This is a genomic window from Flavobacterium lacisediminis (assembly GCF_025909975.1).
Taxonomy (GTDB): Bacteria; Bacteroidota; Bacteroidia; order Flavobacteriales; family Flavobacteriaceae; genus Flavobacterium; species Flavobacterium lacisediminis.
Genome location: NZ_JAPCIO010000001.1, coordinates 446197 through 459663, shown reverse-complemented (window position 1 = coordinate 459663; position 13467 = coordinate 446197). Strand labels below are relative to the sequence as shown.

At 33.1% G+C, this 13467-nt stretch carries 12 protein-coding genes; 2 read left to right on the top strand and 10 right to left on the bottom strand.

Annotation, left to right across the window (positions count from 1 at the left end; translation table 11 throughout):
• The first annotated feature begins 14 nt into the window (after positions 1 to 14).
• Together OJ995_RS02235 and OJ995_RS02230 are read left to right on the top strand one after the other, a co-directional pair.
• On the top strand, positions 15 to 482 hold the full coding sequence (locus tag OJ995_RS02235; RefSeq protein WP_264367952.1) for a CYTH domain-containing protein: 468 nt from the start codon (positions 15 to 17) through the stop codon (positions 480 to 482).
• Position 483: 1 nt separating this feature from the next.
• Entirely contained in the window at positions 484 to 915 is a 432-nt protein-coding gene (locus OJ995_RS02230) for a YciI family protein (RefSeq protein WP_264367951.1), read from the top strand.
• Here OJ995_RS02230 and OJ995_RS02225 read toward each other — a convergent pair whose 3' ends face one another.
• From OJ995_RS02225 to uvrC, 10 genes are all read right to left on the bottom strand, one after another.
• Positions 916 to 1416 (bottom strand): septal ring lytic transglycosylase RlpA family protein, encoded by a 501-nt coding sequence (locus tag OJ995_RS02225; RefSeq protein ID WP_264367950.1) that lies wholly within the window; start codon positions 1414 to 1416, stop codon positions 916 to 918.
• 45 nt (positions 1417 to 1461) lie between these two features.
• On the bottom strand, positions 1462 to 1887 hold the full coding sequence (locus OJ995_RS02220) for a hypothetical protein (protein ID WP_264367949.1): 426 nt from the start codon (positions 1885 to 1887) through the stop codon (positions 1462 to 1464).
• Between the two features lie 98 nt (positions 1888 to 1985).
• Positions 1986 to 3623: a glucose-6-phosphate isomerase gene (pgi, locus tag OJ995_RS02215; protein ID WP_264367948.1), complete on the bottom strand. Its 1638-nt coding sequence runs from the start codon at positions 3621 to 3623 to the stop codon at positions 1986 to 1988.
• Entirely contained in the window at positions 3623 to 4861 is a 1239-nt protein-coding gene (locus tag OJ995_RS02210) for a M23 family metallopeptidase (protein WP_264367947.1), read from the bottom strand. The genes pgi and OJ995_RS02210 overlap by 1 nt, the downstream gene beginning before the upstream one ends.
• A gap of 26 nt (positions 4862 to 4887) precedes the next feature.
• Positions 4888 to 5814, bottom strand: a complete 927-nt coding sequence (locus OJ995_RS02205; protein WP_133609243.1) for a tryptophan 2,3-dioxygenase family protein — start codon at positions 5812 to 5814, stop codon at positions 4888 to 4890.
• Entirely contained in the window at positions 5814 to 6590 is a 777-nt protein-coding gene (locus OJ995_RS02200) for a DUF3108 domain-containing protein (protein ID WP_264367946.1), read from the bottom strand. The genes OJ995_RS02205 and OJ995_RS02200 overlap by 1 nt, the downstream gene beginning before the upstream one ends.
• 289 nt (positions 6591 to 6879) lie before the next feature.
• Positions 6880 to 8043 (bottom strand): 4-hydroxyphenylpyruvate dioxygenase, encoded by a 1164-nt coding sequence (gene hppD, locus OJ995_RS02195; RefSeq protein WP_264367945.1) that lies wholly within the window; start codon positions 8041 to 8043, stop codon positions 6880 to 6882.
• Positions 8044 to 8096: 53 nt separating this feature from the next.
• The gene (locus tag OJ995_RS02190; RefSeq protein ID WP_264367944.1) at positions 8097 to 9257 is read right to left on the bottom strand and encodes a homogentisate 1,2-dioxygenase; all 1161 of its coding nucleotides are present in this window, start codon (positions 9255 to 9257) and stop codon (positions 8097 to 8099) included.
• A 166-nt stretch (positions 9258 to 9423) separates the two neighbouring features.
• A complete protein-coding gene (locus OJ995_RS02185; RefSeq protein WP_264367943.1) occupies positions 9424 to 11622 on the bottom strand; it encodes a patatin-like phospholipase family protein in 2199 nt (732 codons plus the stop codon).
• 6 nt (positions 11623 to 11628) lie between these two features.
• The gene (gene uvrC / locus OJ995_RS02180; RefSeq protein WP_264367942.1) at positions 11629 to 13425 is read right to left on the bottom strand and encodes an excinuclease ABC subunit UvrC; all 1797 of its coding nucleotides are present in this window, start codon (positions 13423 to 13425) and stop codon (positions 11629 to 11631) included.
• Positions 13426 to 13467: the final 42 nt, after the last annotated feature.

The following is a 13467-nucleotide window of genomic DNA, read 5'->3' as shown; positions in this document are numbered from 1 at the left end:
ATAAATATTAAATTTTGGTAGAAATAGAACGCAAATTCCTCGTTAACAATCGCGATTTCATCTCAGAAAGCAGCGAAAACTTTAGAATTGTTCAAGGTTATCTGAATTCAAATGCTGAACGAACCGTTAGAGTTAGAATCAAAGGTGACAAAGGCTTTTTAACCATAAAAGGTAAAGGAAACGATTCGGGCATGAGCCGATTTGAATGGGAAAAAGAAATTGCTATTTCGGAAGCCGAAGCTTTATTCTCACTTTGTGAAAAAGGAGCTATTGATAAAATTCGATATAACGTAATGCATGAAAACCATCTTTTTGAAGTCGATGTTTTTTTTGGCGAAAACGAAGGTTTAATTGTTGCCGAAATTGAACTACAATCGGAAAATGAATCTTTTTCTAAACCCAATTGGTTAGGTGAAGAAGTCACTTCTGACGAACGTTATTACAATGCTTATTTGAGTAACCACCCTTTTAAATCTTGGTAAAATGAAAGTACTTTTTGGAATACTTGCACTAGTATTATTGTTTGCTTGCGGTTCAAACACTGTTGTTTATCCAGACAAACCGAAAACCAATCACGAAACCTTTAGTTACAAAGAAGGCGATACTACGTATGTGATGCAGAAATATTTCTTGGTCATGCTAAAAAAAGGTCCGAATCGCGAACATTCGAAGGAAGAAGCGGCGGAAATTCAGAAAAAGCACATGGAACACATCAATTGGTTAGCTAAAACCAATAAAATCAGTATTGCAGGTCCGTCTGATAAACACGAAACTATTGCGGGATTTTTACTTTTTAATACCGAAACCATGAAAGAAGCGGATAGCTTAGCAAATCTGGATCCAGCCGTAAAAGCAGGAAGATTGGTTGTTGAAACGGTGCCTTGGTGGGCTTCGAAAGGAAGTAAATTGAAATAATTATTCTACGATTTCTAAACTCACACGTAAAAGCGAGCGTCCGTTATTGTGCGAAATATCTAAAAATGGACGTTTTGCCAAATCGATTTCTCTATTTCGAGTATGTGGTCCTCTATCGTTGATGGTTACGATAACGCTTTTGTTATTGGCTAAATTGGTGACTTTAACTTTCGTTCCAAATTTTAGCGTTTTATGAGCGGCCGTGTATTTTTTGTTACTAAAAACTTGTCCGCTTGCGGTTCTTCTTCCGTTTAATTTGTCAGAATAATGCGAAGCTTCAACATTTTTCTTGTATAGTTTAGTTTTTAGATTGGCTATAGAATCGGCTACTCGAATAGAGTCTGATTTTTTTATCGAATCTAAAATTTGAAGCGAATCTTTTTTCTTAACCGTATCATTTAAAGAAGCTTTTCTAACGAAACCTGATTTTGTTCCATTAGAAAAGCTTACTAATGCAGTAACAAGTAATACAAACGATATTATTAGGATATTTTTCTTCATAATTTTATGATTTTGCAAACTTATTACCAAAGATTGTACCAAAGACTAGTTGAACCAATTAGCCCAAGGAAGTCTTGATAAGATTAACACTAAACCTAATGTATAGAAAACGGCAATCTTTTTGAATTTTCCGTTGTTACTTTCTTCTTTTTTATGTTTCGACCATCCGATTGTGATTACTGCTAATGCAATAATGTTAACTAAAGGATGCTCTAACGAAGTCAAACGCATAGCAGCGTCTTTCATGTTTCCTAATTGCCCAGCGCCAAGTGGAGAAACAAAATACAAAATCAATCCAATTAATAATTGAATGTGACAAATAATCAAGGTAAATAAAGACAAGCGTAAATCTTTGTCTGTAAATATTTTTTTAGAAGTTAATCCAAAAATGGCATTAATAGAAGCCAATAACAATAAACCTAAAGCGGCATACGCTAAAATAGAGTGAACAGATTGAATAGTTTCGTACATACCTAATTTTTTTAAAGTGAATTACAAATATAGGAAATTAAAAAACCTCTTACTCAAAAAAATGAATAAGAGGTTTTTATATAATGTATTACCAAAACTTATTCCAAATAGGCTTTCAACAAAAATGATGTTGAACTATCGTGATTTTTAACCTCTTTTGTTACGATTTCATCTAAGATAGAATTCGCTAGTTGTTTCCCTAATTCCACACCCCATTGGTCATAACTGAAGATGTTCCAAATGATACCTTGCACGAAAATTTTGTGCTCGTACATGGCTACCAAAGCTCCTAATGTTTCTGGAGTTAATTTATTAATAAGAATGGTATTCGTAGGTTTATTTCCCGAAAACACTTTGAAAGGCAATAGAAAATCGGCTTTTTCACCTGAAATGTTTTGTTTCTCGAATTCTGCTTTTACTTGCGCTTCCGTTTTACCCATTAATAAAGCTTCGGTTTGCGCAAAGAAATTCGACATTAATTTGTCGTGATGGTCTTTGTTTCCGTAAAGCGATTGTTTGAATCCGATAAAATCCGTTGGAATTAATTTGGTTCCTTGGTGGATCAATTGAAAAAAAGCGTGTTGGGAATTCGTTCCTGGTTCACCCCAAATAATGGTTCCAGTTTGATAATTTACTGGTTTTCCATCTCTGCCAATACTTTTTCCGTTGCTTTCCATGATACCTTGTTGCAAGTAAGGTGCTAACTTCTGTAAATATTGGGTATAAGGAATTAAAGCTTCGCTTTCGGCACCAAAAAAGTTGTTGTACCAAATGCTCAATAAAGCTAAAACTACTGGAATATTTTTGTCGAAAGATTCGTTTTTGAAATGTTCGTCCATTTCGTTAGCACCTTTCAATAATTTATCAAAATTATCGAATCCAACTGCTAAACTTACGGATAAACCAACGGCACTCCATAACGAGAAACGACCTCCAACCCAATCCCACATTGGGAAAACATTATCAGGATTAATTCCGAATTCGGTTACTTTTTGGATATTCGTTGAAACCGCTACGAAATGCTTCGCTACATCCTCTTGTGAAGCTGATTGTAAGAACCAACTTCTGATAGTTTCAGCATTAGATAAGGTTTCTTGCGTAGTAAAGGTTTTAGAAACTACTACAAATAAAGTCGTTTCTGGATTTAATTTTTTGATTACTTCGTTAACGTGATCGCCATCTACATTGGAGACAAAATGAACGTTTAAATGATTTTTATAGAATTGCAAAGCTTCTACAATCATGGCTGGACCCAAATCAGAACCACCAATTCCAATATTTACGATATCGGTAAATGGTTTTCCTGTGAATCCTTTTCTATTTCCTGAGATAACTTCGTTAGAGAAGTTTTTGATTTTGTTTTTTACCGAATACACTTCTGGCATTACATTAATGCCATCGACCAAAACATTGGCTGATTCTTTCGCGCGTAAAGCGGTGTGTAAAACGGCTCTGTTCTCGGTTTGATTGATTATATCGCCTTGAAAACAACTGGTAATCGCTTGTTTTAAATTAACTTCGTTAGCTAAATTTAATAACAAATCTAATGTTTCTTGATTGACAATATTTTTAGAAAAATCAACTAAAAAATCATTCCATTGAATGTGAAATTTTTCAGCTCTATTTGAATCAGACGCAAACAAATCTTTCATTGAATTTGCTTGCATTTTCTCAAAATGTAATTGTATTTGCTGCCAAGCGGCAGTTTGTGACGGATTTACTTTTGGTAGTGCCATTATTCTTTAAATTTTACTGCAGTTATACTATCCAATTCTTTCTTTAAAGGAGCAATATGCGCTAAATATTTTTGTTTGTGTGATTCATTCATTGGTTCAGCATTTGGCAATTTCAGCCTAAGCGGGTCAACTTGCACACCATTTTTCCAGAAACGATAACAAACATGAGGTCCGGTTGCCAAACCTGTGCTTCCTACTTTACCTATTACTTGCCCTTGTGATACACGTTGTCCGTTTCTCACTGTTATCTTAGACATGTGGAGGTATTGTGTAGAATAAGTAGAACTATGACGGACTTTTACAAAATTTCCATTTCCTGCGGTGTAACCTGTTCGTTCTACAACTCCTGAAGCTGTTGTTTTAATTGGTGTTCCATGAGGTGCTGCGTAATCAGTTCCATTATGAGCTTTAAAACGCATTTGCACTGGATGAAAACGTCTGCCTGAAAAACGAGACGAAATTCTGAAATAATCTAAGGGTGCTTTTAGAAACATACTTTTTAAACCTTTTCCGTTTTCATCATAAAAATCTTCCTGTTTCTGATTTTCAGACAATTTATATGGAAAAGCAAAAATCTTTTTCCCTTTGTGTTCAAAATAAGAAGCCTCAATGCTTTCTACACCTACGTAAATAGAGTCATCAATATAACGTTCATTAATCGTAACCGCAAATTTATCGCCTTTTTGAATTTTAAAGAAATCGACTGTGTAAGCATAAATATTGGCTAATTTATTTGCTAAACCAGCGCTAACTCCTGCATTACCTAAAGTTTCAGACAATGAACCTTCTATTTCCGCTGCTACGACTCTTCTTCTTAAAGTAGTAGGTTTTTGTTTGTTAGATACAACAATAGAATCTCTAAAATCAACAACTGTATAATTAATTCTGTCTTCTATGTAAACTAAAGCTTGTAATGTATTTGGCTTTTCCTTGTCTAAAAATAAAATGTAAGGTTTCCCTGCTTTTATTCGTCGAACATTGAATGAATCCTTTACTTTTTCAGTAACATCGTGGATTCGTAAACTATCTTTTAATGGGAATTTTTCTAGTAATTTTCCAAACGTATCACCCGAACGAATAGTATCTCTAACCACTTTATAGTCGTTAAATGTAAATCCGAATTCTTTTATGATAGGTTCTTTTTTTACTGTTGCTTTTTTAGCTTTCTCTGCCTCATCTTTCGAATTACAAGCGGTAAAAAAAGTAACAAATAAAATGGCTAGTACTAAATATCTCAATGTTTTTTGTTTTGTGCGCTATGCGGTTATTCTCCCCAGTTATCTAATTCTTCTTTCGTCCATAATTCAGGGAAGAATATTCTTTTTTGGTATTTTGGTAACATGTATTTTTTCCAATCGCTTCCACCTGTAGCTTCGTGATTTCCTGGAACACTCTCGATGTATTTTTTAGCAGCGTTAAAGTGACCCATTACCCAAGTAATATTAACTGTTTTGTCATAATGACGCATAGCAGCTACTAATTCAGGATTTTGTTGGTCAGTTTCTGGCAATTGTTTGAATTTTCTCCACAAATTAATTGTGTTGTATTCTTCCATCCAATCTAAGAACACTTTTTTGTATTTTCTTTCGAATTCCAAAATTAAATACGATTTTTCACCAGTATGATAATCTTTTCCAGCCGCTTGCCAATACAAATGCTCAAAAGCGTGGTCATATGGAGTATTTCTATCTATGGTAGCTCTGAAACGGTTGTCAATTAAGTTGATTAAATCTGTAGAACTGAATTCGATTAAACGATATTGTGCCGATTGAAATCCACTCGCTGGTGTTAAAGTATTTCTGAATTTTAGATACTGTTCCGGCTCCATTCCGTCTTTCATGATATCGAAAGATGTGGTTAACATATCAAAATAACGACTAATTCTTCCTAATTTCTCGGTAAAATAATCAGTTGTTGGTTTTTCGTTATGACATAATTGGTTCATTTCCCATAGAATCATTTTGAACAACAACTCGTTTACTTGATGATACATTACAAAAACCATTTCGTCTGGCAAAGTGGTTCGTTGAGTTTGAAGACTCAAAAGCGCATCTGTTTGAATATAATCCCAATACGTGATGGGTTTAGCCCAAAGCAAACCTTCCAAATGAGTGGATGTATTTTGATTTATTGCTTCAAATTTATCATGAAGTTGATCTAATTGTTCTTGAATTTTAGGAGTTACTTCCATTATTTTTCTACTTTAACTTTGAATGAATTTTTTAAACCTTTAAAAGCTTCTAAATCGGCTTTTAAAGAACCTACTGCTAAACTTGCTTTTAAACGGATTGGAATTTTATTGTCATCATCTGAAATCCAAACTGTTAAGCTTTCTTCTTCTTTAAATACTCTACCTGCTTGAACATAGGGTTTAAATATCATACAAGAAACTTTTCCAAATTTAGTTTTTATATCTTCTCGACCAACAAATTTTAACTTAAACTTTGTGGTTTCATTATCAAAAAACATATCTATTGCAATGGATTCACCTACTTTTAATTTATCAATTTTTGGATGGTTTCTCAAATAGTAAAATGATGACACAATATCTTGTATGTCTTCTGGTACTGAAAATGTTTTTTCGGTTTTGTGTTTATAATCTTTAACTAAAACGGTATTTCGTTCTTGATTAAAAAAGCCTTCTTGATTTTTAGTATAGCCTCCTTCATTAATTTTTCTAACAAACTGATATGGTTTTCCCGTTTGTTTATCGAAATAACTTTCATAATTATCATCTACTTCAAAGAAAAACTTGGTCATTCCTACTGTCCAGCCTTTTCCTATAACGTGATGTACTTTTTTATTGTTTTTAACGGCGTCTTTGATTTCCAAAGTGGCATAGCCGGCATTAACCATTCCATAGTGAATTCGAAGTTTGAACCACTCTCCAGTTGTATATGCATTTTCTTGTACTACAAAGGAATTTGTAAACACAAATAAAACGAGAAGTAAGATAATTTTTTTCATAGTTTATTCATTTTTAGAAATGAAAATGCAATTTCTGTTCCAAAAATACTAAAACAAAAAAACCCAGTCAAAAATATGACTGAGTTTTTATGCTATTAACCAACCAAAAAACTATAAATTATGAAAATTTACTGTCAAAACAAGGCAAACTACCTCCCTGTTTTGCGAGTGCAAATGTAGAAATGTTTTTTGAGTTATTCTTAGTTAAATTTCAACTTTAACATATTTTTATCAAAAATGACACTACTACAACGTTATAATTTAATGAATTGTTAATAATTTATCGTTTTTATAATGTACCTCGCAATTCTTGTTCGCGTTCAATCGACTCAAAAAGGGCTTTAAAGTTACCTGCACCAAATCCTCTTGCACCCATTCTTTGAATAATTTCGAAGAAAAGCGTTGGACGATCTTCAACTGGCTTGGTAAAAATTTGCAATAAATATCCTTCTTCGTCAGCATCAATCATGATACCTAATTTTTGAAGTTCGTTGATATCTTCTTTAAATTTAGACATGTGGTCTTTTAATCTTTCAGGAATTGCATCATAATATGCTTGAGGAGGTGTACTTAAAAATTCAATTCCTCTTGCGCGCATTTCTGCAACTGTTGTTATAATATCATCTGTTGCAACTGCAATGTGCTGAACTCCTTCACCTTCATAAAAATCTAAATATTCTTCAATTTGAGAACGTTTTTTTCCTTCTGCTGGTTCGTTGATAGGAAATTTAATTCTACCATTACCATTAGACATTACTTTAGACATTAAGGCAGAATATTCTGTAGTAATTTGTTTGTCGTCAAATGAAAGGAAATTTACGAATCCCATAACATCTTCAAACCATTTTACCGCTTCGTTCATTCTGTTCCAACCTGTATTACCCACCATGTGGTCGATATATTTTAATCCTACTGATGTTGGATTATAATCAGAGTTCCATTCGCTATATCCTGGTAAAAAGATTCCGTTGTAATTTTTACGTTCTACAAAAATGAAAACCGTTTCCCCGTAAGCACCATAAATACCTGCGCGAACTACTTCTCCATTTTCATCTTTTTCAACTACAGGCTCAAAATAAGATTTTGCACCACGTTTAGTCGTTTCTTCGTATGAATGACGCGCATCTTCAACCCAAAGTGCGATAACTTTAACACCATCTCCGTGTTTTTTTACGTGCTCACCAATTGGCGAATCACTATTTAAAGCTGTAGTTAATACCAAACGGATTTTATCTTGTTTTAACACGTAAGACGCTTTATCTTTTACTCCAGTTTCCAATCCTGCATATGCTAATGATTGAAATCCAAAAGCGGTTTTGTAAAAATGCGCGGCTTGTTTTGCGTTACCTACATAAAACTCTACATAATCTGTTCCCATTAAAGGTAAAAAATCTTGTGCTCCTTCAAATATTTTTTCTAATCCGTATTCTACTGATTTTATTTCTTGTGACATAATTCTAATGTTTTTAAAAATGGTAATACATTACCAAAAGTTGTGTTTAATTTTTATTCTTCTAACCAAGATTGAAAGTACGTGTCATCTGCAATACCCATAGCATCTTCTGTAACCATTAATGGTTTGAAAGTGTCTACCATTACAGCTAATTCTAACGTTTCTTTTTTACCAATACTTCTTTCAGCTGCTCCAGGGTGCGGTCCGTGAGGAATTCCAGCAGGATGTAAGGAAATGTTTCCTGGTTTTACATCGTTTCTGCTCATGAAATCACCATCCACATAATATAATACCTCATCAGCATCAATATTACTGTGGTTGTATGGTGCAGGAATAGATAATGGATGATAATCGTATAACCTTGGTACAAATGAACAAATTACGAAAGCATTTGTTTCAAAAGTTTGGTGAATTGGTGGTGGTAAATGAATTCTTCCTGTAATCGGTTCGAAATCATGAATTGAAAATGCATACGGATAATTAAAACCGTCGTATCCAATTACATCAAACGGATGTGAAGCGTAAACCATTTCGAAAATTTCGTCTTTTTTCTTTACTTTAATTACGAAATCACCTTTTTCGTTGTATGTTTCTAATTCTTCTGGACGACGAATATCTCTTTCACAAAATGGCGAATGTTCTAAAAGTTGTCCGAACCAGTTTCTATATTGTTTTGGAGTGTAAACAGGTGAATGTGATTCAACGATAAACAAACGATTGTCTTCGGTATCGAAATCCATTTTATAAATCATTCCCCTTGGAACTACTAAGTAATCGCCATATTTGAAATCTAAATTTCCTAACATGGTTCTTAATTTTCCTGTTCCTTTATGAATGAAAATCACTTCGTCTGAATCCGTATTTTTATAAAAATAATCGGTTGTTGACTTTCTAGGTGCAGCTAAAACGATATGACAATCCGAATTTGTTAAAACAATTTTTCTACTTTCTAGAAAATCGTCTTGTGGCTCAATTTCAAACCCTCTTAATTTATAAGACTGAATGTTATTTGACTTTGCGATTTTTGGCGCAACACTATATTGTCTTCTGATTTCTTTAACCTGAGTAGGTCTTTGCTCGTGATACGAATTGGTTGACATACCGTCAAAACCAACTGTTCCGAACAATTGTTCATAATACAAATCGCCGTTTGGTTTGCGGAATTGTATATGACGTTTATGAGGGATATTCCCTAGTTTGTGATATATTGGCATTTTTTCTTTTATTAAAAGTTCTGTAATAGCTTAAAGCAAGATTATAAAATCTCACTATAAATCAAAAAGAAGTTATGCTCACTCAGGATTTCTCTTGATGAGGAACTTTAAATGCGAAAGTAAGTCTGTCCAATTTTTCATCATTACAAATATCGAAAAAAATATTTTAAAACCAAAATCCTACTGAGAACCATGTGTAATGATCTCTAGTTTCTGGCGACCATGAGTGTTTGATTTCTACTGGTCCAATTACTGTTTCCATTCCGTAACCTACAGAATAGCCTGAATAATTAGGCTTTACCAACCAAGTATCTAAAGTATCAAAAATCTTATCTCCAACATTAGCAAAGTTAGCAATAAAATTTAAATGATGCTTCTTAAAAATCTCATAATCTGCTGTTAATAAAAGTTTTACATAACTATCTCCAGCAATACTTAAAAAATCATAACCAAAAAAGGGCTTGATGTTATTTACTTGTTGAAATCCGTAACCTCCTAAAATAAAATCAAAATAAGAAACACTTCTTTCGCCTACTGCAAAACCACCTTCAGTTTGAAATTTAAGCGTCATATTTTTAAAAACGGTTTGTGCAACACCAAAATCAGCTTTTGCTACTGAAAATCGTTCAAAATTATTTTTATAATCAGATGAATAAACATAAGAACGTATCTCAGAATTAAAATTCCAGCCAGTTCTTGGAAAATACTTTTTATCAAATGAGTCATATTTTACAAAACCAAATACCGACAGATAATCACTACTATCAAAAACAGGATCTGTGTTTTCTAGTGTTTCCGATTCTAATCGTAAAAATTTAAATTCTAATCCGCCACCTAATGAAAATTTTTGAGCAAAAATGGTTTGCAAATACGCTTGGTTACTCAAGTCGAAAAAATCTACATTAATGGCACTTGCTGTGGTATTAAAAATAGCATCATCAGCAATGTTACTTGTAATGTTTCTATTAAATGTCGTTAACTTTGAATTGAACCCAAAACTCCAATGAAAGCCATTATCAATATAATAATCAAAATTATAACGAATATTATCACCTAAAATAACATCTAATGAAGCTACATCGTTTTTAGCTATTAGCCGCTTTTTAGTGTAGTTCAATAAAATTCCACTTTTAAACAAATCATCATAGTGCAATCCAAATTTCAAGAATGTATTGTTGTCATTTTCCTTTAATTGCAAAATTAATTTGTCGCCATCTTGCATTTTTTCAAATGAATAATTGATAGCGCTAAAATTTTGTGTAGCATTTAAATTTAAAATTCCCTTTTGCAATTGGGCATTAGAAATTTTGGTATTTCTTTTGAACTTTAATTTCCCTACAATGTATGCACGAGTATAATTATCCAGTTTATTAAACACAATATCTTTGATATAAATAGAATCTTGAAAGACTATTTTTTTATCATTTTTTGAATTTGAATTTCCATATGGTGCTAATTCCTTTATAAATTCTAACGCTTTTTCTTTCCCTTTTGCAATAATTTCATTGCCTTTTTCAAAATCTACAACGGTATAGCCTTTAATGTCTGGTTTGATGTAAATATCAGTTGCTTTTTGTTTTCCCTCCATTTTTTCAATCATGGAAAAATTATTAATCTGTGCTAAAACCGATGTTACCTCTTTCAATTCTTCTCTAGTCTTTAAACCATCCTGAACGTCAACACCAATTATAATATCCAATCCTCTTGCTTTTAGTTCTTCAACAGGATAATTATCTATAACTCCACCATCAATCAATAATCTTCCGTTCATTTCAACTGGGCTGTACAACGTAGGCAACGCACCACTGGCAATCATATTTTGAGCTAAAACCCCAGAATCCAAAACAATTTTTTCGCCAGTTTCAGCATCAGTTGCAATACATAAAAACGGAATGGGTAACTCGTCAAAATCTCTTATATGACTTACTTGTTGTGTTAAAGAAGAAATTAGATTGAAATTATAAAGGCCTTTAGATAAACCAGAAGGTAAACCTAATTTGAATTTATTAAACGGTAGCGTTAAGGCGTAAATCTCATCATTTCGTTTTTCGTAAAACGATTTTGATTCCCTAGGTGTGTAATCTTGAAGCAAGGCATCTACGTCAATTTTAGAAAAAATAGAATCTAATTGCTCTGCATTATATCCAGACGCGTACAATCCGCCCACGATGGCTCCCATACTGGTTCCAGCAATGTAATCTACCTTAATTCCGAGCGAATCAATTACTTTAAGAACACCAATATGTGCCAATCCTTTTGCACCACCTCCACTAAGCACAAGTCCTACTTTTGGTCGCTGATTTTCTTGTCCTAAGCTGATTTGGGTAAAAATTAGTAGGCTTACAAACAAGAGCAGTTTTTTCATTTCTTTTTATAGGGATTTATTCTTGTAAAAGTCGGAAATTTTTTTGGCTTTTGAAACACCTACAACTTCAGAAATTGCTTTTTCGTCGGCATTTTGCAATCTTTTAACACTTTTGAAATGTTTCATTAATGTAATCATAGTTTTTTCGCCAATTCCAGGAATGCTTTCTAAGCTATTCGTTAACGCTGATTTACTTCGTTTGTCGCGATGATGTGTAATTCCAAATCGGTGCGCTTCGTTTCTTAAAAACTGAATCACTTTCAAGGTTTCCGATTTTTTATCCAAATATAACGGAGCTGAATCGCCTGGATAAAACAATTCTTCCAAACGTTTTGCAATTCCGATAATGGCAATTTTGCCTCGTAATCCTAAATCATCAATACTTTTTAATGCTGATGATAATTGCCCTTTTCCACCATCAATAATAATCAATTGTGGCAACGGCTGATTTTCATCTAACATTCGTTTATATCTTCGGTACACGACTTCTTCCATCGAAGCAAAGTCATTTGGACCTTCAACCGTTTTGATATTGAAATGACGATAATCTTTCTTACTCGGTTTTCCATCTTTAAACACTACACAAGCCGAAACGGGATTCGTTCCTTGAATGTTCGAATTATCAAAACATTCAATATGTCTTGGTTCAACCGATAAACGCAAATCTTTTTGCATTTGCGCCATGATGCGATTGGTGTGTCGCTCTGGATCAACGATTTGAATTTGCTTTAATTGATCTAATCTGTAATATTTGGCATTGCGTTCTGATAATTCTAAAATTTGCTTTTTATCGCCCAATTGTGGAACAGTAACTTTAATATTTTCGCCCAAATCAATCACGAATGGAACCACAATTTCTCTGGAATTCAAATGAAAACGTTCACGCAATTCTACTACGGCTAATTCTAACAATTCTTCGTTGGTTTCGTCTAATTTTTTCTTCAATTCCAATGTATGCGAACGAACGATGGCTCCATGCGAAATCTGTAAAAAATTCACATACGCCATTGTTTCATCGGAAATAATCGAAAACACATCTAAATTGGATATTTTCGGATTCAAAATTGTGGAACGCGATTGGTAATTTTCTAAAACCTCGATTTTTTCTTTAATTTTTTGCGCTTCTTCAAACTTCATTTCCATTGCCAAATCAGTCATTAATTTCTTAAAATCTTTCAAACTTTCTTTGAAATTTCCCTTTAAAATTTGACGGATTTTTTCAATCTGACTTTGATAATGCTCCAAAGATTCATAACCTTCACATGGTCCTTTGCAATTTCCAATATGATATTCCAAACACACTTTAAATTTTCCCGAATCGATATTAGCTTTCGATAAATCGTAATTACAAGTTCTAAGTGGATACAATTCTTTAATTAAATCCAAAATCGTATGAACGGTTTTAAAACTAGTATAAGGTCCAAAATATTCCGAACCATCTTTAATCATTTTTCGAGTGGAAAATATTCTGGGAAAACGTTCGTTTTTGATACAAATCCAAGGATAGGTTTTGTCATCGCGAAGCAACACATTATAACGCGGTTGCAGCTTTTTAATTAAGTTGTTTTCCAACAATAATGCATCGGTTTCCGTTGGAACAACAATATGTTTTATCGCAACAATTTTCTTTACTAAAACCGATGTTTTATAATTATCGTGATTCTTTGTAAAATACGATTGAACGCGCTTTTTTAAATTTTTCGCCTTCCCAACATATAGAATTTTTCCATCCTTATCATAATACTGATACACGCCCGGATTATCGGGCAAAGTTTGGATTTGAAGTTCTAATGGTGTTTGCATTTTTAAAAAAGAGGTAAAGAACAAAGATAAGAGAATTGTTTT

Coding starts and splice junctions, on each gene's coding strand:
- OJ995_RS02230 (WP_264367951.1), top strand. CDS start 484: ATGAAAGTACTTTTTGGAATACTTGCACTAGTATTATTGTTTGCTTGC.
- OJ995_RS02225 (WP_264367950.1), bottom strand. CDS start 1,416: ATGAAGAAAAATATCCTAATAATATCGTTTGTATTACTTGTTACTGCA.
- OJ995_RS02220 (WP_264367949.1), bottom strand. CDS start 1,887: ATGTACGAAACTATTCAATCTGTTCACTCTATTTTAGCGTATGCCGCT.
- pgi (WP_264367948.1), bottom strand. CDS start 3,623: ATGGCACTACCAAAAGTAAATCCGTCACAAACTGCCGCTTGGCAGCAA.
- OJ995_RS02205 (WP_133609243.1), bottom strand. CDS start 5,814: ATGGAAGTAACTCCTAAAATTCAAGAACAATTAGATCAACTTCATGAT.
- OJ995_RS02200 (WP_264367946.1), bottom strand. CDS start 6,590: ATGAAAAAAATTATCTTACTTCTCGTTTTATTTGTGTTTACAAATTCC.
- hppD (WP_264367945.1), bottom strand. CDS start 8,043: ATGTCACAAGAAATAAAATCAGTAGAATACGGATTAGAAAAAATATTT.
- OJ995_RS02190 (WP_264367944.1), bottom strand. CDS start 9,257: ATGCCAATATATCACAAACTAGGGAATATCCCTCATAAACGTCATATA.
- OJ995_RS02185 (WP_264367943.1), bottom strand. CDS start 11,622: ATGAAAAAACTGCTCTTGTTTGTAAGCCTACTAATTTTTACCCAAATC.
- uvrC (WP_264367942.1), bottom strand. CDS start 13,425: ATGCAAACACCATTAGAACTTCAAATCCAAACTTTGCCCGATAATCCG.